This is a genomic window from Mucilaginibacter sp. NFR10 (genome assembly GCF_900100445.1).
Lineage (GTDB): Bacteria > Bacteroidota > Bacteroidia > Sphingobacteriales > Sphingobacteriaceae > Mucilaginibacter > Mucilaginibacter rubeus.
The window spans coordinates 18,679-38,984 of sequence record NZ_FMTV01000003.1; the positions used below are offsets into that span (position 1 = coordinate 18,679).

19 protein-coding genes and 1 tRNA gene are annotated in these 20,306 nt (G+C 42.1%); 11 read left to right on the forward strand and 9 right to left on the reverse strand.

Annotated elements, in window-relative coordinates; all coding sequences use genetic code 11:
- Positions 1-326 precede the first annotated feature (326 nt).
- Together BLP33_RS11050 and BLP33_RS11055 are read right to left on the reverse strand one after the other, a co-directional pair.
- Positions 327-1,100: an SGNH/GDSL hydrolase family protein gene (locus BLP33_RS11050; protein ID WP_090527756.1), complete on the reverse strand. Its 774-nt coding sequence runs from the start codon at positions 1,098-1,100 to the stop codon at positions 327-329.
- 123 nt (positions 1,101-1,223) lie between these two features.
- A complete protein-coding gene (locus BLP33_RS11055) occupies positions 1,224-1,583 on the reverse strand; it encodes a cupin domain-containing protein (RefSeq protein ID WP_090527758.1) in 360 nt (119 codons plus the stop codon).
- Between the two features lie 219 nt (positions 1,584-1,802).
- Here BLP33_RS11055 and BLP33_RS11060 point away from each other — a divergent pair, with 219 nt between their 5' ends.
- Positions 1,803-2,336, forward strand: coding sequence for a hypothetical protein (locus BLP33_RS11060; RefSeq protein ID WP_090527761.1), 534 nt, complete (start codon positions 1,803-1,805; stop codon positions 2,334-2,336).
- Between the two features lie 143 nt (positions 2,337-2,479).
- On the opposite strand, the gene BLP33_RS11065 is transcribed toward BLP33_RS11060, so the two are convergent.
- Positions 2,480-4,840: a translocation and assembly module lipoprotein TamL gene (locus BLP33_RS11065; protein ID WP_090527764.1), complete on the reverse strand. Its 2,361-nt coding sequence runs from the start codon at positions 4,838-4,840 to the stop codon at positions 2,480-2,482.
- Between BLP33_RS11065 and BLP33_RS11070 the strand changes: the two genes are divergently transcribed.
- The 4 genes from BLP33_RS11070 (at position 4,831) to BLP33_RS11085 (ending at position 6,858) form a co-directional block, all read left to right on the forward strand.
- Positions 4,831-5,580 carry a TrmH family RNA methyltransferase gene (locus tag BLP33_RS11070; RefSeq protein WP_090527767.1) on the forward strand — a complete coding sequence of 250 codons (750 nt, stop codon included), beginning with the start codon at positions 4,831-4,833 and terminating at the stop codon, positions 5,578-5,580. The two genes, BLP33_RS11065 and BLP33_RS11070, sit on opposite strands and share 10 nt — an antisense overlap.
- Before the next feature lie 46 nt (positions 5,581-5,626).
- A tRNA-Cys gene (locus BLP33_RS11075) sits at positions 5,627-5,697 on the forward strand.
- A 30-nt stretch (positions 5,698-5,727) separates the two neighbouring features.
- Positions 5,728-5,901, forward strand: a complete 174-nt coding sequence (locus BLP33_RS11080; RefSeq protein ID WP_090527770.1) for a spore protein — start codon at positions 5,728-5,730, stop codon at positions 5,899-5,901.
- Positions 5,902-6,105: 204 nt separating this feature from the next.
- The gene (locus tag BLP33_RS11085) at positions 6,106-6,858 is read left to right on the forward strand and encodes a hypothetical protein (RefSeq protein WP_090527773.1); all 753 of its coding nucleotides are present in this window, start codon (positions 6,106-6,108) and stop codon (positions 6,856-6,858) included.
- Positions 6,859-6,937: 79 nt separating this feature from the next.
- On the opposite strand, the gene BLP33_RS11090 is transcribed toward BLP33_RS11085, so the two are convergent.
- Complete coding sequence (locus tag BLP33_RS11090; RefSeq protein WP_090527776.1) at positions 6,938-7,981, reverse strand: quinone-dependent dihydroorotate dehydrogenase; 1,044 nt, start codon at positions 7,979-7,981, stop codon at positions 6,938-6,940.
- Positions 7,982-8,270: 289 nt separating this feature from the next.
- On the opposite strand from BLP33_RS11090, the gene BLP33_RS11095 reads away from it, so the two are divergent.
- Both BLP33_RS11095 and BLP33_RS11100 read left to right on the forward strand, forming a co-directional pair.
- Positions 8,271-8,873 carry a DUF998 domain-containing protein gene (locus BLP33_RS11095; protein ID WP_090527779.1) on the forward strand — a complete coding sequence of 201 codons (603 nt, stop codon included), beginning with the start codon at positions 8,271-8,273 and terminating at the stop codon, positions 8,871-8,873.
- Between the two features lie 21 nt (positions 8,874-8,894).
- Positions 8,895-9,257 (forward strand): hypothetical protein, encoded by a 363-nt coding sequence (locus BLP33_RS11100; RefSeq protein ID WP_090527781.1) that lies wholly within the window; start codon positions 8,895-8,897, stop codon positions 9,255-9,257.
- 153 nt (positions 9,258-9,410) lie between these two features.
- Here the strand turns inward: BLP33_RS11100 and BLP33_RS11105 are convergent, their stop codons facing one another.
- A complete protein-coding gene (locus BLP33_RS11105; protein WP_139159974.1) occupies positions 9,411-9,833 on the reverse strand; it encodes a phage tail tape measure protein in 423 nt (140 codons plus the stop codon).
- A gap of 120 nt (positions 9,834-9,953) precedes the next feature.
- Here BLP33_RS11105 and purU point away from each other — a divergent pair, with 120 nt between their 5' ends.
- Positions 9,954-10,778: a formyltetrahydrofolate deformylase gene (gene purU / locus BLP33_RS11110; RefSeq protein ID WP_090527788.1), complete on the forward strand. Its 825-nt coding sequence runs from the start codon at positions 9,954-9,956 to the stop codon at positions 10,776-10,778.
- Between the two features lie 215 nt (positions 10,779-10,993).
- Positions 10,994-11,875, forward strand: a complete 882-nt coding sequence (locus tag BLP33_RS11115) for an endonuclease/exonuclease/phosphatase family protein (RefSeq protein WP_090527791.1) — start codon at positions 10,994-10,996, stop codon at positions 11,873-11,875.
- 53 nt (positions 11,876-11,928) lie between these two features.
- On the opposite strand, the gene BLP33_RS11120 is transcribed toward BLP33_RS11115, so the two are convergent.
- Entirely contained in the window at positions 11,929-13,389 is a 1,461-nt protein-coding gene (locus BLP33_RS11120; protein ID WP_090527794.1) for a glycoside hydrolase family 30 protein, read from the reverse strand.
- A 278-nt stretch (positions 13,390-13,667) separates the two neighbouring features.
- Positions 13,668-14,048 carry a chorismate mutase gene (locus BLP33_RS11125; RefSeq protein WP_090527797.1) on the reverse strand — a complete coding sequence of 127 codons (381 nt, stop codon included), beginning with the start codon at positions 14,046-14,048 and terminating at the stop codon, positions 13,668-13,670.
- 313 nt (positions 14,049-14,361) lie between these two features.
- Between BLP33_RS11125 and BLP33_RS11130 the strand changes: the two genes are divergently transcribed.
- Entirely contained in the window at positions 14,362-15,408 is a 1,047-nt protein-coding gene (locus tag BLP33_RS11130; RefSeq protein WP_090527800.1) for a sterol desaturase family protein, read from the forward strand.
- A 251-nt stretch (positions 15,409-15,659) separates the two neighbouring features.
- On the opposite strand, the gene BLP33_RS11135 is transcribed toward BLP33_RS11130, so the two are convergent.
- The gene (locus BLP33_RS11135) at positions 15,660-16,643 is read right to left on the reverse strand and encodes a GlxA family transcriptional regulator (protein WP_090527803.1); all 984 of its coding nucleotides are present in this window, start codon (positions 16,641-16,643) and stop codon (positions 15,660-15,662) included.
- Between the two features lie 128 nt (positions 16,644-16,771).
- Entirely contained in the window at positions 16,772-17,419 is a 648-nt protein-coding gene (locus tag BLP33_RS11140) for an ankyrin repeat domain-containing protein (RefSeq protein WP_090527806.1), read from the reverse strand.
- A gap of 274 nt (positions 17,420-17,693) precedes the next feature.
- Between BLP33_RS11140 and BLP33_RS11145 the strand changes: the two genes are divergently transcribed.
- Entirely contained in the window at positions 17,694-20,306 is a 2,613-nt protein-coding gene (locus tag BLP33_RS11145) for an FtsK/SpoIIIE family DNA translocase (protein ID WP_090527808.1), read from the forward strand.

The following is a 20,306-nucleotide window of genomic DNA, read 5'->3' on the forward strand; positions in this document are numbered from 1 at the left end:
TTTGTTTTAAGGCGAAAGGTGAAAGGTTCTTTAGGAGGAGGTGAAGCATGCAAAACTGCAGCTACCTTTTGCCTTTTGCCTTTTACCTTTTATTTGCAAAGCCGCAGCTACCTTTTGCCTTTCACCTTTAGCCTTTTACCTTTTATTTGAAAAGCCGCAGCTACCTTTTGCCTTTTACCTTTTATTTGCAAAGCCGCAGCTACCTTTTGCCTTTCACCTTTAGCCTTTTACCTTTTATTTGAAAAGCCGCAGCTACCTTTTGCCTTTTACCTTTTATTTGCAAAGCCGCAGCTACCTTTTGCCTTTCACCTTTAGCCTTTTACCTTCTAAAGAGCTCCAACCGCTTTCAACCAGGTTTGGGCCATGAGGGCTTCACCGGCAACGCTGGGGTGTACGCCGTCAAGGTTCCAGTAGGTGGCTGGTGCTGTTTGCTCGGCTTTGTCAAATGCCGATTGGTAAGGCACAAATACCGCATCAAACTCTGCAGCAATATCTTTAGCAGCTTTACGGAAGGTATCAAATGTAGGGTACCATTTATCATCAACGGCCTTCACGTTTTTTTCGGCGAAGGGCTCGCAGATCACCAGTTTAATATCGGGCAGGGCTTGCTTGGTACGGGTAAGCAACGCCCTGTAATCGGCGATATAAGTATCTATTGTACCTTTGTAACCACTGGTAAGGGTATGCCAAAAGTCATTCACGCCTATGTGAATACTTAATATGTTTGGTTTAAGGGCAAGACAATCGGTATCCCAGCGCTCGGCAAGCTGATATACTTTATTACCGCTGATACCTTTATTGTAGATTTTTAAACCTTTATCAGCGTGTTTAAGCAGCAATTGTGAAGCAGTTAACAAAGCATAGCCCGAGCCTAAAGCGCTGGTAGTATTGGGTTCGGTTTTGCTATGGTCACGCCCCCAGTCGGTAATGGAGTCGCCCTGAAAAAGCACTACATCGCCCTGGTTAAAGGTTAGCTTTTTTGCAGGTCTTTCGGCAGCTAAAGCCGATGAAACAATTGAGGGTATGCCCATAGCCGCAAGCGTGCCTACAGCGGTGGTTTTTAAAAAATGCCGACGGTAGTTTTGTTTGGTATCTTTCATTTGAGGATTATAAGGGTATTTGCCGAAAATACTGATTTGCTATAACTATTAAAATTTTGTCGGGTTTTGTACCAGTATTTGTAAAAGGAATATTACGTGCCTCCACAATTGTAGCAACAGTTCTTATTTATCAGCCACAAAATTTATCGGTTTTTCCGGATCAAAGGTAACATATACCCGTTTCCAGGGCTCATCATCCATCAGTCGCCATTTGTGTGCTGTTCCGGTTATATCCTGGGCTATCAGGATCTCGCCGGGCCTAAGTATGAATTTTTCGCCGGGATAGGTTTCAAATTCAAGCGTACCGGTAAGGGTTATCACATACTGATTGGTTGGGGCATTATGGTAATCATAAAACGCATGCGGTTCCGATTCCTGGAACCTTATTGCCAGAGCTTCGTTAAGCGACCCTAATTCAACCATCCCTTTTTGTATATGCGAATGACCGTCATCACCGGTATATAACCTGTAGGCTTTTATCATGCAGGCTAAACTAATATTTAAGTGCTAATTCAGCTCAATTATTATGTAATTATTATAACGCAGTTGTACCACTTATGTAAAGTGTTCATTTTGATTAGTGTTAAAGATTACCTATTTCCAGTAAACCTTTAAGTATTTATTTCTTTAACCGATAGCTCATAAAAAACGCTATTTTTATTGCAGATAATTACAGCACCGATAAGAGCTTTCTATCAAACCATGAAAAAACTTTTACTTATTTTTTGCTTTATTACAGCAGCACACAGCTTTGCGTTTGCCGATAAAACTGCTATCAACCATTTTGTAATTAAAGAAAACCCCTTTGCGGTTGATGAGGTAGCCGTAGTTGCAACCGATACTGCAGGCGTGATACAGGAAAATGTAAACGGCATTTTCACCTTTGTAATGAACGGTTTTACCGAAGAACTTAAGTTTGACAAAGGCACGGCTTTTTACCGCCACAAGCTTGACCGTTCAACCTTCCTGTACGCCAAACATATGAACGATTCCGGCACACATGCCATACTATACTACATTTACAAGCATGATAGTAAACTAAGTCCATTCCATATCAGCTGGGTACTGTTGATAGCCATTCCCCTGTTACTGGTATTGCTGGCTTATATGTTTAAGCGGTTTATCATTATTGCCGTAGTAATCTTCTGTATCTTCCTGTATTTCAATTACCACAACGGCTTAAGCATTCCAACCTTTTTTGAAAGCATTATTGATGGGTTGAAGAATATGTTTTAGAAGGAAGGTCAAAGGCGAAAGGTCAAAGGTTTTTTATGGAGAGGTGAAAGTAAAACGAAAAGTAAAAGTTTTAAAAAAACAGATGCACACGTAAAGCTGCAGCTACCTTTTGCCTTTCACCTTTATCCTTTTACCTAAAAATCTTAAAAAGGTAATCCAATGCCAAAGTTCAACTGCATAAAGTTGTAATCTTCTCCGTTGGCTGCTTTGTAAGCTTGTTTGAATGAACCTTTGCTAAACAGTTCGCCGGCATGGTTAACAAGCACCCATTGGTTAGCTCCGCTAAATTGCGGGTCTTTAAGTTTAAAGGCGGCATCAAGCCGAAAAACGAAGAAGCTTAGGTCGAACCTCAACCCGGTACCAATACCTACAGCCGTTGAGCTTAAAAAGTTGTTCAGTTTAAACTGTCCGTTGGGGTTATCAGGCTCATCATGCAAGCGCCATACATTACCGGCATCAACAAAAACCGCACCTTTAAGTTTTGCACCAAAAAAGTTATTTGCCAACAGGTACCGGTACTCGGCATTGGTTATAAACTTGATCTCGCCAAACTGGTCAAGATATTTCAAACGTGCCCGGTTATTAACATCGGTACCGTAATACGCACCCCGGTTAAATTGCCCTGGTCCTAAGGTTCGCGGCAGCCAGGCCCTGATATCATTGGCTCCGCCTGCATAAAAATTCTTTTCAAAAATAAGCTGATTGCTATTACCGTAAGGGATACCTATACCCGGGTTTATACGGAAAACAAATTGTTTCTCGCCACCAAAGTTTCGATAGATGCGCGTATCAAGCTCAACTTTGGTATACTGCGCAAAAGTATATCCAAAAAGCTTGTGTTGCCCAAGAGTATCTTTAGGAGCATTGGTGAGATTGCTTACCAGGTTAAGAAAATTCCCGCCAATATCTAAACTGCCCCGGAAATAGGTGAAATTTTCATAACCATTAAGCTTTATGGCATTAACCTGGTAAGTGTATTGGCTACCGGATGTAAAAACCGTACGCCCGATTAAATAAACATAGGAGTACCTGTTTTGTGCAAGCAGCGCCGCCCTTGCAGCCGGATCAATTATGCCCCTCGAAAACTCAATGTTGATAGGCGTAATGGTATGTGTTTTATACGGCGTATCAAAAAAGTCGTACGTAATGGAATTGATAAAACTTTCGCGCTTAACCAGGTCCTTTTGGTAAAACAGCGAATAGTTTGATGAAAATGTGGTGTGTGGAACCGCAAATTTACCAAGAAACGGAAATTTGAACGGAAGCAATAGCCGCGGATAGACAAGCTGTGCTCCTACCCTAAACTCCTGGTTTTGGATACTACTGTGATCATTACCCACATTATTGCCATTATCAAAAAGGATACTCCAGTTAACTTTTAACTGCAATATAGCGGCCTGTTTAAATAAATTCCTGTCGGTAAAGGTGTTACCCACGTTATAACCAAAACGACCGCCGCTAAAAAGCACCTCACCCTCTACACGGTCGCTCATCCGTTTAAGCGGCACGATATCTATCCGGGTATTAAGCCTGTTAGAGCTATCCTTCAGTTTTTCGTAGACGGGGTTGGGCACATTTCTGAAAACATTTAACTCGGATAAGCGAGTGGTGGTGCGTGTTTGCTTATCAATATCATAGATCTCGCCTTTTTTCTGAAAAACGTAATCGGTTACCACCCTTGGTTTAAACCTTTTTGAATAGTCAACAAACCTGAATTGTGAATCAACCTGTATCGTATCAACTTTGCCCGGTGTACGCCCCTGGCTGTTTGATATCGTAATTAATGTATTGTTGATGGTATAAACCGGGTGCTGTGTTTTCCCCGCCGGGTTATCAATTATCATTTTTACATCAACCACACTGCTGTTAAAGGTGGAATCATAGGTAAAATTGATATATTGCCTGTAAAAATCGTAGTAACCGTTATGCTTCATGAGCAAATAGAGCTGGTCGCGGTCGTAAGCTAAACTATCGGTGTCAAACCTGCCGCCTGGCTGTATGTGCGAGATCCTGTTACGATTACCGTTATACAATGCTTTAATATTATTATCGGCAATACTATCGGTAAATTTGCGGATGCGGAACATAGGACCTTCATTAGCAGTAAAAATCAGCTCAGCTTTTTGCTTTTTTATCACCACACTGTCGGTGACCTTCGCTTTCAGGTAACCACGGCTCCGGATGTATTTTTCCATCTGTACACGCGAGTACTCGATCAGGTTACTATCAACAACAACGGGGGCCTCGCCTATATTTTTTTTACCTTTATTGCTAAAAGTATAGTACAACTGCAGGTTGAGCCAGTTATTGGGTTGTTGCTCCTTATCCACATAATTTATAGCGGTTTCCGCAAATTGCTCGTCAATACCTTTTATAGTAATTTTGCGCACCAGTGCCTGGTCTTTGCGGATGCCACGGGTAATGCTGCAGCCCGAACCGATAATAACCAGTAAAATACTTAATATTGTAAGGCGGTAAACAGCAGGCTTAGTATATGCTTTCAAAATCACAGATCAGTTTATTAAAATCCTTACAACATAAAAAATTCCGTAAAGAGCATGGTTTGTTTTTGGTTGAGGGTTACAAATCAGTTGTTGAGTTTGTAAACGCTGCATACCAGGTTGATGCTATATACCATACATCCGAAATTGCTCCAAAAATGATGAATTTATCCCGAAAAATAAATTTTCAGGAAATTTCATTGACCGATCTGGAAAAGATCAGCAGTTTGAAAACCCCACAGGATGTAATTGGTTTGATAAAAATACCAAAATGGCCCAGATTAAATTATAACTTACTGAAAAACAATTTCTCGCTGGTGCTTGATGGGGTGCAGGACCCCGGCAATATGGGCACTATTATCCGCACGGCCGACTGGTTTGGCATTACCGATATTATTTGCTCAGATGATACCGTTGATGTTTATAACCCCAAAGTGGTGCAGGCTACCATGGGCTCATTAGCACGGGTAAATGTGCATTACGGCGACTTAATGACTATCATCCCCGAAATAAAGCTCCCATTATTTGGCGCCATGCTCGATGGCGAAAATATCTACAACACCAATTTCGGCCGTGAAGGTTTACTGGCTATGGGCAACGAGGGTAATGGCTTACGCCCTGAAATACAGCAGTTAATAAATAAAACAGTAACCATACCCCGGATAGGCTATGCCGAATCATTGAATGTAGCTATAGCTACGGCCATATTATGTTCAGAAATAAAAAGAAATTCGTTCAAATAAATTTGTCCGCTAAAAATAATTACTATCTTTGCAGTCCTTAAAAAAGGGTCGGATGGCCGAGTGGCTAGGCAGAGGTCTGCAAAACCTTTTACAGCGGTTCGAATCCGCTTCCGACCTCAGGGTTAAAAAAATTTAAAATAAAAGACAATGGGCGTTACTCGTTTAAAAAGAAAAGACAGGAGAAATAAAACTTTTTCACGCTTAGAAGTACAGTTCTTGAAACTGGCTACTAACCTAGAATACGGAAGCCGTTCTGCTGAGTCAAAACACAGCCAGATAGCTAAAAACAATGCAGCTTTAGATATCGCATTAGGCAAATAATTCTCTCCTTCTTCGGAAGAAAAGACTTTAAAGTCCTGCCGGTTTCCGGCAGGACTTTTTTTGTATTATGATTTTGCAATCTAATTACAATGGGAGTATAGAGACAGGACATTGCATATTTCTAATCATAATGTTCAATTTTTATCATCTGTATAAAACATCCAAAAAGCTTTTTATCTTTAACTCTACTTAACTTATCGCATAATGAAAAAGTACTTATATACTATTATAATTGCCGCTTCTGCACTGACTATCTCATGTCAAAAAGATAAAAACTCCGATAAAGCCACACAAACAGGATCAACCAAAATTTCTTATTTTGCCCAGGCTAAAACAATTAATGGAGCAAAATCCTCATTGGAAAATAAGTTCCTAAAATTGAATGCTACTGTGGACTCATCTGCTATTAGCCCCGCAGTTACGTGGAATTCAGCTACTATTTTTATTGACCAGATTAGCTTTAACGGATCCATGGGAAATGGCACTGTAGATTCAACAATTACCGTTCAAAAAAAGGTCGATATGCTCTCATCCAATCCTTATGTTGGTGATATTCAACTGCCGGTAGGCTCCTATAAAGACGTTAAATCAAGATTACTGATGAGAAAATCCCAGCATTCGGACCTTACCTTTGAATTACACGGAACCTTTACCAATTCCAAAGGCATCCTTACTTCTTTGTATATCGGAAATTCGGATTTATTTAATGTTAACCTTAATGTTAATAATGTAGTTGTCGAAAAAAGCTCAACTTACAACATGTTTTTTAATTTTGAGCTGAACAAGGTATTAGCCGGTATAACCATTCAGCAATTAGAAAATGCATACAAAGATCCGAACAGGGTAAATGCGGTATACATCAGCAGTTCGGTAAGCATTGATCTATACAATAAGATCAAAAGCAATTGGGAGAACCTGTCCAGCGTTTATATCACAAAAGATGGGAAACAATTATAGATTACAGTTATATAAAAATATTCCAAGCCCGTGTTCTGACGAGCACGCTTCAAAGGTAAACTCCGACAATCCTTAAATTCTAAGAATCATGGTTCAGAATTTTTTTATTGATCCTGCCAATCAACCCCGGCCCTTCATAAATAAAACCGGTATACAATTGTACCAATGAAGCACCCGCGTTTAATTTCTCAATGGCATCCTCCGCAGAGTGAATCCCTCCTACTCCGATAATGGGGAACGACCCGTTAGATTTTTTATGCAGATATGCAATCACTTCTGTTGAGCGTTTGGTAAGCGGTTTACCGCTCAACCCGCCGGTTTCTTCTTTTAACGGCGATGAAAGGTTTTCCCGGCTGATAGTAGTATTAGTGGCTATTACCCCAGCTATACCTGTTTGCTGTACGATGTCAACAATATCGTCCAGTTGGGAATCAGTTAAATCAGGCGCTATTTTTAGCAGAATAGGTCTGCTGATACCATTTTTACCATTGCGTTGCTGCAATGTGTTCAAAATTTCCATCAGAGGCCCCTTTTCCTGCAGGGCACGCAAGCCCGGGGTATTGGGTGAACTTACGTTTACTACAAAATAATCAACTACATCAAACAGGCGGTCAAAGCATTTAATGTAGTCGTTAACAGCATCCTCATTAGGGGTAACCTTGTTTTTACCAATGTTGCCGCCAATGATCAGTTGTTTGTTGATATTTTTCTGATCGCGCCTGAAAGCTGCGATTCGTTCGGCAGCTATGTCTACACCAAAATTATTAAACCCCATGCGGTTAATGAGCGCGCTATCTTCCGGCAGGCGAAACATGCGTGGCTTTTCGTTACCAGGTTGCGGCAGCGGTGTAACAGTGCCAATCTCAACAAAACCAAAACCAAGGTTGGCCATTTCGCCCATCATTTCGGCGTTTTTATCAAAACCCGCGGCTAGGCCAACCGGGTTCCTGAACTTCAGACCCAAAACCTCGCGTTCAAGCTTCGGATCTTTTACATCCCACATCGCTTTACTTAACAACGCACCGCCCGGAAAACGATTAAAGCGCTTGAGGTTGCGGGTAACAAAGTAATGCACATTTTCCGGATCGAACTTAAACAGGATGGGTTTTATCAACTGATACATGCCGCGAAGTTAGCACATTTTTGTAATGGTGAATAAAAGTATGGTATAACCGGCATCTGTTTCATCTCTGTGATCCTATGCTGTATTGCCTCCCTGCCTGACAAGAGCGAAGTGCATCTAAATCAATTCAGGCTTTCGTCAATCCATTTTTAAACTAACACATGTTGGCGAAGCCATTAAACAGTCTTGAAAAAATAAAATAAAAAATATAGTACTATGTATTGTATAGTACCATGTTTAATATTAACTTTGTTTTAATCGAAAGAAAAACAAGTTGAATATTATTAAAATGAACACTAAACCGCTACTCCATACCGGCATCATTATTCCCATTGTATTTTGGCTTTCAACCATTGTTTGCGGGTTTGTGCATGGCAACTACAATCATTTCAGCAATACAATCAGTGAGTTGGGCGCTATCGGCACAAAATCTGAAACGCTGATGGAAACATTTACGCTGCTCAATACAGTGCTCAGCGTGTTTTTTATGGCGGGCCTGTTTATTGCTTGCAGTCAATTGGGGCTCAATATCCTGCCGGTGTTTGGGGTGATAGGTTTCCCTATCATGTTTGGCTGGGCGGCTATATTTCATGCAGGCAACCCGCTGCATTCGGCATCCGGGCCGGTGTTTTTACTGCTTTACGCAGGTGCGCTGCTTTCCGCTATTTTATGGCGGAGAGAGGAGTTTAGACAGATCAGGAAGCTTTCGCTATTAAGCCTGGGTATTATGCTGCTCATCTTTATCCGCTTCATTCCTTCGGCTACCATTCAAAACAATTATACCGGGCTTATTCAAAGATTGGCCCACCTGGGTTGGTCGGTTTGGTTTGTATCGCTCGGCTCCTGCTTTATAAAACTGCTCAATATCAAAGAGCAGCATCAATTAAAATAATCACATTAAAAAAACAACAACATGAAAAAATTATTAGGTTATGTATTGGTTGTCATAGGTTTGATAGCCTTGTTAGATGCCTGCCACATAGGTGGAAGGCATACAGTAATTTCTGAAAATGGCAATGGCAGAGAAAGACGGATTGAATACTGGGGGCACGTGTATTTTACCGCTGATAGCACGGGCATCAGCAGGATCTCGCCCAATGGGAGAGTGAGATACAGAAATAATGACTTTGAAATAAGTGCCGAAAGCGATTATAACGGGCGTATTACCTATCAGTTTAATGACGGCGAAAAGAAAAAGGAACTTGATAATAATGAGAAGACCTCATTAGCAAGCGCCGTACGGGATATGATGAAGATAGGGCATTACGCTAAATAATTATTATATAGGGTAAGCGTAGCTTACAGTTTACTCACCCCGTCAGTATCCCTCTCTGCTTTGCAAAGAGGGTAAGAAAAAATACCCTCCTCTCTTTATGCGTATTTAGAGAGGAGGCAATGAGCACAGCGATGCCAGGATAAGTAACAGCAATTATTTCATCCGTACGTATACCTCATTATACCCATCGGCTATATAAATTTCATTCAGGTAAAGCGTATCGTGCCTGATGAGGTATGAAACCGGGCGCGTATCAAGCGTAGGCCCGGAAATCAATAATATGTCTGTCTTTTCTGTCGGGCTATATTGATAGTTTGGAGTAGTGCGGAAATTGCCGCTGATCTGCAGCACGTCGTTTTGGAACCTTTTGAAACTGCTATCAGGATAAAATTCACTTCGAATATTGTAGCCGCTGCTTTGTGGCGTAACGGTAAAGCCGCCAATACCGCCAACTGATTTTACCCAGCGCCATTTGCCAACTATACTGCTGCTGCCCGGCCCAGGAAGGTCGCCTTTATTACAGGCGGTTATACTACCTAATAAAATTACGGATGCTGCCAACAGGATAATTTTCATAATTGTGGGTTTATAAGATACCTTACGGTACAGCACATGGCTTTGCTACAATAAGTTGTAAAATAATTTAAAGGGAAATGCCTGTTGTATATTCAGCAAAATTCTTTGTATCATTAAACCATGATTATTGTAATACAGTGTAAAGACAAAGTGGGCCTTGTAGCGGCCATATCTGCAACATTAGCTAAACACCTGCTCAATATAGTTTCCATGCGTGAGCATGTTGATCATAACGAAAATGTTTTTTTTACGCGCCTGGAAGTTGAACAAGGCGATGACGCCGGCCTCGAAGATTCATTACGTAAGATACTACCCGAAGGGGCTTATATTTCAGTAAACCCTGAGCCTGTAAAGAAGGTGGTTGTACTGGTTACCAAAGAGTATCATTGCCTGAGCGATATCCTGGTGCGTAACCACTTTAATACCCTGGGTGCAAGCGTGCAATGCGTTATTGGTAATCACGCCAAGCTGCAAAACATATGCGAGCGATTTGACATTCCTTTTTATCATATCAGCCATGAGCAGGTAAACAAGGCCGAATTTGAACAAAAGGTGATCGGTGCCATTAAACAATATACTCCTGATTACGTGGTATTGGCTAAATTTATGCGGATCCTGTCGCCCTTGTTTGTGGCTGAATTTCCTATGAAGATCATTAATATCCATCACTCGTTTTTACCGGCGTTTATAGGTGCCAATCCCTATAAGCAGGCGTTTGAACGGGGTGTGAAACTCATAGGGGCAACGGCGCACTACGTATCAAATGAGTTGGACGAAGGGCCGATCATCGCTCAGCAAATTGTTCCGGTAAATCACTCATATAGCTGGACAGACATGGTAAAAGCCGGCCAGGAAGTGGAAACTGCCGTATTAGCCAAGGCTCTGAAGCTTGTTTTTGAAGACCGGGTATTTGTTTATAAGAACAAAACGGTAGTGTTTGAGTAAACACACCAGCCAATGTTCGGGATAGTACCGATACCGCCAATGCGAAGCTAAGCTTGTTCCCGGCCTCCTTGCATGTTTCTCTAAATTCTGAATAGAATTACTCCTGGCTTACAAAATTTTGAAGCCTCGTAAGTTTTCGCCGGTTAAATACTCTTCAGCGTGTAACTTAATTTAACTTTGTTCAAGTGCCGCTGGCATCTTATCTAAATATTACTATGAAAAAACTACTTTCTTTGTTATTTACGGCTATACTTTCTGTTTCAGCAAGTTATGGCCAGCATCAGCTTACTATTGCCACGTATAATTTACGTAATGATAATGCTACAAATGATGATTCTGTACGAGGTAATGGCTGGAAACAGCGGCTGCCGGTTATAACACAGCTTATCCACTTTCATGACTGGGATATTTTTGGCACCCAGGAGGGGTTGGTACACCAGCTTAATGGTTTAAAACAGGCCATGCCCCAGTACGCTTATACCGGCATAGGCCGGGATGATGGTAAAACTGCCGGCGAGTTCTCGGCTATATTTTACAAAAAGGACAAATTTAGACTGTTGAAACATGGCGATTTCTGGATGGCGCCGATTACCGACAGGCCCAACAAAGGCTGGGATGCCGCACTTCCAAGGATCTGCTCATGGGGATATTTCCAGGAGATAAAAACCGGTTACAAGTTTTACTATTTTAACCTGCATATGGACCATATAGGTGTTGTTGCCCGCCGCGAAAGCGCAAAGCTGGTATTGAAAAAAGTGAAAGACTTAGGTGGTAGCTCCCCTGCTATTCTATCAGGCGATTTTAATGTTGATCAAACGTCTGACAGCTACGCGGTAATCAATAACTCGGGGACGCTGAAGGATAGCTATGAGCTATCGCCCATAAAATATGCTACCAATGGTACTTTTAATGATTTTGATGCTAATGGTAAAACCAGCGGCCGTATCGATCATATTTTTGTAACCAAAGATTTTACGGTAAAGAGATACGGGATCTTAACAGATACCTACAGGGCAAAGGCTAAAGGATCGGATAAATATGAGGCTAAGGAGCCCAGCGACCACTTCCCGGTAATGATAATGGTGGATCATAAATGACCCACCATACCAGAGATTTAGTTGATTGATTAAACTAAAGATTTTTATAAAGATCACTTCACTATAAGTGTAGCAATTGAGTGCGGCAGGGCAATAGTGCCTGCCGCTTTTCCTTTAATCCAAAGGCTGTAATCTATTTTTTCGTCGGTTTTGTTCATTACCACCACTGCAATTGAGCCATCGGGGTTTTGGTAAGCGGTTGTTAACAGCTTATCCCTGCTGGCTACCGCGCTAATGCGTTTTGCACCGGGGTGAATATATTTAGAGAAATGGCCTATGTAATAGTATGAACTGGTGTAGATGAGGCTTCCGTTGCGCAAGTCGGCATGTACCGGGGCAAAGCAAAAGTTGCCTACGTGATTTGGCCCGCCTTTTTCATCAAGCAATACGTTCCAGTCGGTCCAGGCTACGGTACCGGCATTAAAGTCATTGATCATTGAAAGGCCGTAACGTTCACCAAGCGACCAGTCATTGATCTTGTTGAAATCAAATTTTTCGATACACCCTTCGGTAAATACCAGGTTTTTGCCTGGGAATGCTTCATGGGTACGACGGGTGGCTTCAAAATTTTGGCCTGCCCCGGTCCAGGTTTCATACCAATGGAAACCGATACCCCAGATGTATTTGGCCGCTGCCGGATCTTCCAGGATAGTACTGGCGCGCTGGTAAAGCAAATCTCGGTTATGGTCCCAAACTATCAGTTTTTTATTGGCCAAGCCTTCTTTTTGCAAGGTTGGGCCCAAAAAGTTCTTTACAAAATCACGCTCCTCTTCGGCAGTATACATGCATGATTCCCATGTTTGCTTAGCCATCGGTTCGTTTTGTACCGAAAGACCCCATATAGGGACACCTTCTTTTTCATAAGCTTTAATAAACTTAACGTAAAAGTTGGCCCAGCTTTGATCAAATTCCTTTTTGAGCTTACCTCCATGCAGTACATCGTTATTATCTTTCATAAAAGCGGGAGGGCTCCAGGGTGATACAAACATGGTCAGTTTACCTCCCGCAGCCGCTGCGGCCGCTTTAATAAAAGGAATCCGGTAGGTTTTATCATGACTGATATCAAAGGTTTTTAAGTCCTTATCACCATCTTTTACATAGCTGTAGCTATCGCTCGAAAAATCACAGCTTTGAATATTGGTGCGGCCAAAGGAGTAACCAATGCCTTTGGCTTTATTATAGCAAGCAGTTAAAAATTCTTTTTGTTTATCTTTTGGCAGTTTAGCATAGGTTTCGGCTGCCGCATCTGTAAGCGCACCACCAATTCCTATCATCGTTTGGAATGTTTTGGCCGGATCAATAAAAACTGCCACCTCTGTTTCTGCAGGTTGAGGCTTATCTGCAAACTTCAGGGTTTCGGTTTCTTTAAATTTATACCCGGCCTTTTGCTCAGAGACAATCACCTTGACCGATCTACCCATTACCGAATAAGGCGCTTTACCCTGGGCCCTGACAAAGCCAATCTTTAATAATCCGCCCGCGATCAAACAGGCAATTAAATACTTTTTTTGCATGAGTTTAATTAATAGGCTTACCGGCTTGGTTACAAGCCTGGACTGTGGCTAACCGGAGTTGTCAAATTTATTAAACTTAATTAAAAAAAAGCAAAAAACCCGATATAAATTATCGCCTCAAAAGGTCGTGCCGGGCAAATTGATACGCCTTAATACCAAATTTTATCTTAGTTTAATCAATTGATAATAAGTACATTGAACGATAACTCATACGGAAATTACTTACAAATTTGATGCGCTAAAATACATTTTAAATTATAGTGTATTTTTTACACCGGCTATTGTTTTTGAGCCTTAATTTCTTCCTCAATGCGCAGGCTTTCTTTATGGATAGCGTTCATAAGTTCGGTAATGAATGTGGCGGAGAGCCCTTCCTGTTTTCCGGCTTCGACAGTTTTTTCCAGTACCTGTTTAAAACGGTCGGCCTGGAGGGCCGGTATATTGTTTTTTGCTTTGTAAATGCCTATCTCTTTTACTACCCTCTCGCGTTCACCCAGTAAGGCTATAATTTTTTTATCGATGGAATCAATTTTGATCCGGTTGTTTTGTAGTGGATTGCTGGCAGAAGTTTGGGTCATAGGTGTTGATTGGGCGTTAACTAAACTATACCGGGTCATACACACTAAAAATAATATAAAAGCACGGTTAAATAATTTCATATCAGATGGTTTTTTGAGGTAAATTTAGAGAAATAACCTTGCTGTTAATGGATTGTTTCAGGATTGATGCAGAGTTACTCACTCCTGACATCACTACGCTCGTTACCCTTTTTATTTGATGCTCCCTCATTTCTTTTCACTTTTTTAATAAGCTAATTTATCATTGATAATAAAAAAAACGAAGGTCGCAGGCAGGTCAGCCGTCATGTGTGATGTTAATACTTTTTGAAAGAATTTACATGTACCTACATATATACAAATAAATTTTCCTAAATTTGAATAAAACCTTTTACCGGTAAACCTAATTTTCGATATGGATTTTTTAAAAGCGATATACGAGCATATTACAGGATTTTTTGGCCTCGGCGGATTGTATGCCGTCATCAAATCGGGCGATTATGGCAAACTGCTTACTTATGATGGTATTACAGCCTTATTAGGCCCTATGCTACCCGTATTGCTGGTGTTTGAGATCATTAGGGGGGCTTTCTATAAAAAATTCAAGGTGATCCATTACAAGATCTCTTTTTGGACATATGTGCTAAATGCTTTTATAGGCAGCGTACTTTCCATTGCCATGGTAGGGTTTTGTATCGGCTTCTTTTCGAGGTTTGCCATTTTTAAAACAACGTTTACCTGGTACTGGTTTATTTACGGGTACATAGTATGGGAGTTTGCACATTTTTGGTATCACTATCTTGCGCATAAGGTGAGGATCCTGTGGTGCCTCCACTCAACCCATCACGCGCCCGAAAGCATGAACCTTTCGGTTACTTTCGCCCATTTTTTCCTTGAAGCACCCTATGCCGATCTCATCCGCACCAGCATTTGTATTTTATTGGGTGTAAACCCGCCTATGCTGTTTGTGATCATGTTTGTGGATGGCTTTTGGGGATCAATGATCCATATTGGTGAAAACCTTATTGAAGATGGGCGTCTTGGCTTCCTGAACAGAATTGTACTTACGCCATCGCATCACAGGGTGCATCATGCGCGTAATCCATTATATATGGATACCAATTTCTGTAACCTGTTACCGATATGGGATAAAGTTTTCGGCACCTTCCAAAATGAAGACCGCAAGATCCCTATTGAATATGGCATCAGTCGCCCCATGATTAAAAACAGCTTTTTGGATGCTTATTTTGGCGAGATCATAGCGCTGGCCAAAGATGTACGCAAGGCACCCGGTATTAAAAACAAGTTTCTGTACATTATAATGCCCCCCGGCTGGAGCCATACCGGCGATCATAAAATGACAACTGTGGTTAAGAAAGCCTATTTTGAATCGCTTGAAGAAGAGGTAAATAAGCAGGAAAAAAAAGCTGTGAAGCAGGGCGAAAAAGAAGAAATGGTTTAAAAGTGCTTATAAAACCATGTCATTGCGAAGAAGCGTGGCAACTGAACGGAAGCACAGCCGTCATTCCTCCTACCCATGACAACTTAAAAAAGGGGGTGTCATACTGAGCCTGTCGAAGTATGGCGGGCAGGCCTCTGCGCACGAGTCTTCGACAGGCTCAGACTGACAGGCCCTCTTTGTCATCTAACCTTCAGAGGCCTCCGGGTTTAAACACTCACAATGACATGTCTTTTATTTTAAATACTTCATCTTTAATTCTCCAGCACTGCCCTGCGGCAGTACTTACTCCTGTAGTCCTGCGGGGTTAAGCCTGTTATCCGTTTAAAGATCTTTCTGAATGTCTTTAAATCATTATACCCAACCTTATACATCAGCTCACTGATATTGAAATTGGTTTTCTCCAATCCTTTTTTTACCGATTCGATCTTTACCTTTTGCAGGTATTCCATTGGTGTATTCTGCGTGGCGCTTTTAAACCGGCGAATGAAATTACGCTTGCTCATATTGGTTTGTCCGGCAATCTCCTCTACTGAAATAGGCAGATGATAATTATTTTCGATAAACAACTGCGAGCGCATAATTTCCTGATCTTCATGCTGATGCTGCCCTTCAAACACTTTAAAGTGCGCCTGGCTGGTACGGTCAATATCCAGCGAAAACATTTTGCTGGCCCAAATGCCGGTATCCCTGCCGCAATATTTTTCAATCAGGTACAGGATCAGGTTCATGCTTGAAAAAGCACCGCCACTGGTATAAGTCCCGTCTTCATCGGTGGTTACCATATCGGGTAAAATATTCACATCCGGATAGCGGCGTTTCATATCATCAACAGCAACCCAATGTGTAGTACAGGGTTTGCCGTTAAGCACACCCGCTTCGGCCAAAAAATAACTGCCGAAACACAGGCTGGCCACTTCCGCGCCCTTATTGTACATGTTCCTTATAAAATCAATCAGGTTTTTGTTTTTACGCATCACCAAATCAGGCGGACCATAAAACGCCGGGGCTATTACCAGGTCGACATCTTTGATCTCATCAATGGTTTTAAAACCGGTAAACTGGGCAGGGAAATAAAGCAGGTTATTATTTATTTTTTCACCTACAAGCATTACGCTAAAGGCCTCGGTTTTGCCGCTTTCTACCAAAAAACGGTTAGTATGTCTCACCATATCCAATACGCCCGATATGGTTGAAAGATTAATGTCTTCGTGAATAAGCAGCGCTATTTCTTTCATTTGTTATAATTCAGGTTATTACAAATATATAAAAGCACCCGGCACAAAAACATGCGATAAGCCTTAAAAAACGCAGATCATTGATAAAAAGCTATCACTTAACCAATTTAAAATTAAGCGTTTAAACATCAACTCAAGATTTCGGCTATCTCTTCAAAGCCCTTTTCGCGGGCGAGGTCGGCGGGGAGTTTGCCACCTTCCATGCGTATAAAAAGCTCGGCACCGTTTTCCAGCAACAGGATAATGAGTTCCAGGTTACCATTTTGCGCGGCCGAATGCAGCGGCGTAGCACCGGCCTGCTGTATCACATTTACCTTCGCACCGTTTTCAATGAGCATACGGGCAATCTCAGTATAATTACCTGCCGCCGCCGAATGAATTGGGAACACGTTGAAACCATTATTTGATTGCAGGTTAACATTTGCGCCTTTGAGCACCAGGTAGCGCGCAACATCAAACTGTCCAAAATAACAGGCAAGCCCTAAAGCAGTAAAGCCATCTTCGGCGTAATCATCAAGAGTATTTGGGTTAGTAGTAACCAGGTGGGCAACCGTATCAAATTTGCCGGCCGCAGCCGCTTCAAACAAACTAATATCGTTTACATAATTTAACAGTAAACCGGTAACCTCCGGCTTTTTATAATAGCACGAAAGCATAAGCGGCGATACCCTGAGGCTTGTTTTTTGAGTAGCCAGCGCAGGGTCGCGGCCAAGCAGGGTATTGATACTATCTAAATCGGCGGATGCGATATATTCTTCCAGTCTTTCTATGCTCATTACTTAATTAAGTAAAGCGTTTACTATTAACGGCGTTGTTATATTCACTTTGTTAAATTTACGTTTATGTTACGGGTAAATGTTGTTTTTCAATTATACTAAAAAATTAAAAATGTTGACAATAAGTTATATAATCTGTTAACTTTATATTCATTCGGCCTGTAATTTTTTGCGGGTTAACGAATCTTATATAAAATATTTACCGGGTGTAACTGCAAAGTTCACATAGGTGAAATTTTACGTAAGTTTGCACATAAACGATTGTTACATCAGGATGCCGGCAAAAGGAAACCAGTTTAGATCAAATAATTTCAAGGGAGAAAATCAGCCTCGCCAAGGCGGCAAGGCCGAAAAGGAACGAGTGGCAGGCAGGAAATTACCTAAACTGCCCAGTTTTGACTTTGACTATGAAAACGGCAAGGCTGTTAAAATAGCGGGTTTGTTTTCACTGCTATTATCCATTTTTTTCCTCATCGCTTTTACATCATACCTGTTTACCTGGCAGGAAGACCAGAGCTATATTTCTAAAACAAACGGTGGCTGGCATAACCTGTCGACGGGCACTACGGTTCATGAAATTGCCGACCTGAGCGACCCGACCATCAGGGCGCAAAACTGGCTGGGCAAGTTTGGCGCGTTATTATCCAATCAGTTTATTTATGAATGGTTTGGCGTAGCTTCATTCCTGTTTATTTTTGTATTTTTTGTTGTAGGGTACCGACTGCTGTTTAAAGCGAGGCTATTTTCTATCCGTAAAACACTTGCATATTCGTTATTCAGCATTGTCTTTATTTCTGTGGCGATAGCTTATTTTCATTCATTTGTGATTGATTATCCCCATTACCTTGAAGGCGGTTTCGGTTTTTGGACTAACCGCTTACTTGCGGCTCAGATAGGTGAAGCGGGTACCGGCGGATTGCTGGTGTTTTTGGCGCTTACCGTATTGGTAATAGCCTATAATATCGACTTTAAAATACCCCAGCGTAAAAACCGCCCGGTTGCAGCTATGAGTGTTGATGAGATAGCACCTGAACCTGTTGAACTGATTGATGATGAGCCGTCAATGCCGCTTGAATGGCCCCGGGGCAATAACAACATCCGCGAAACCCATGTAAGCAGCATCATGCCCGAGCCCATGGTACAGGAACCGCTTATACCTCCATCACCGCTTAGGCACCCTCCTATGGAGCAAATGCCCGGATATCATGAACCTGTGGTGTTGCGTCCTGAAAATACAATTAAACACGAACCCGAAGAGGAAGAAGAAATCCCGCTCACCATTGATACCAACAGGCCTCTGCCCGAATTAAGTGTTGAACAGGCTGATGAAGCCAAACAGGATGACCTGCTAAGCAAATTTGGTATATATGACCACAAGCTCGATCTGGCTTCATACAAACTTCCGCACCTGGAGTTATTAGAAAACCACGGCTCAAACAAGATTTCGGTTAATGCCGAAGAGCTGGAAGCCAATAAGAACAAAATTGTTGAAACACTGAACCACTATAATATCGAAATTGATAAGATCAAGGCAACCATTGGCCCAACGGTTACCTTATATGAGATCATCCCCGCGCCAGGTGTGAGGATCAGCAAGATCAAGAACCTTGAAGATGATATTGCCTTAAGTTTAGCTGCACTGGGCATCCGTATCATCGCCCCTATGCCTGGCAAGGGGACTATCGGTATTGAAGTGCCTAATCAAAATCCTGAGATGGTTTCGATGCGCTCTATCCTATCGACCGAAAAATACCAGAATACCACGATGGACCTGCCTATCGCTTTAGGTAAAACCATATCTAACGAAGTATTTATTGCCGATTTGGCCAAGATGCCACACTTACTGGTTGCCGGAGCCACCGGCCAGGGTAAATCGGTTGGTATTAACGCCATCCTGGTATCGCTGCTGTATAAAAAACACCCTGCCGAACTCAAATTTGTACTGGTTGACCCTAAAAAGGTGGAGCTTACGCTTTTCCGTAAGATAGAAAGGCACTTTTTGGCTAAACTGCCTGATGATGGCGATGCCATCATCACCGATACCAAAAAGGTGGTAAATACGCTCAATTCGCTTTGTATTGAAATGGACCAGCGTTATGACCTGCTGAAAGACGCGCAGGTACGCAACCTGAAAGAGTACAACTCCAAATTTGTAAACCGTAAGATCAGCGACCCTGAAAAACACCGTTACCTGCCATTTATAGTTTTAGTAATTGACGAGTTTGCCGATTTGATGATGACGGCCGGTAAAGAAGTGGAAATGCCGATTGCCCGTATTGCGCAGCTGGCCCGTGCGGTGGGGATCCATTTGGTTATTGCAACGCAGCGCCCTTCTGTTAACATCATTACCGGTACTATCAAAGCCAACTTCCCGTCAAGGCTGGCCTTCAGGGTACTTTCTAAGATCGATTCGCGCACCATTCTGGATGCCGGCGGCGCTGATCAGTTGATCGGTCGTGGGGATATGCTATTTTCAACAGGTAGCGACCTGATCCGTTTACAGTGTGCGTTTGTGGATACGCCGGAGGTTGAAGCTATATCTGATTTTATCGGCAACCAGAAAGGCTATCCATCGGCCATGTACCTGCCCGAATATGTGGGAGAAGGTGAAGCCAGCAGCGGCGCCAAAGAATATGACCCTGACGACCGCGACCCGATGTTTGAAGAAGCTGCACGTTTAATTGTACTGCATCAGCAAGGCTCAACATCGCTTATCCAACGCAAAATGAAACTGGGCTATAACCGCGCCGGCCGCATTATTGACCAGTTGGAAGCAGCCGGAATTGTAGGCCCGTTTGAAGGCAGCAAGGCCCGTGATGTACTCTATCCCGACGAATACAGCCTTGAGCGCTACCTCGAAACACTGCAAAAACCAATTAAAGATTAA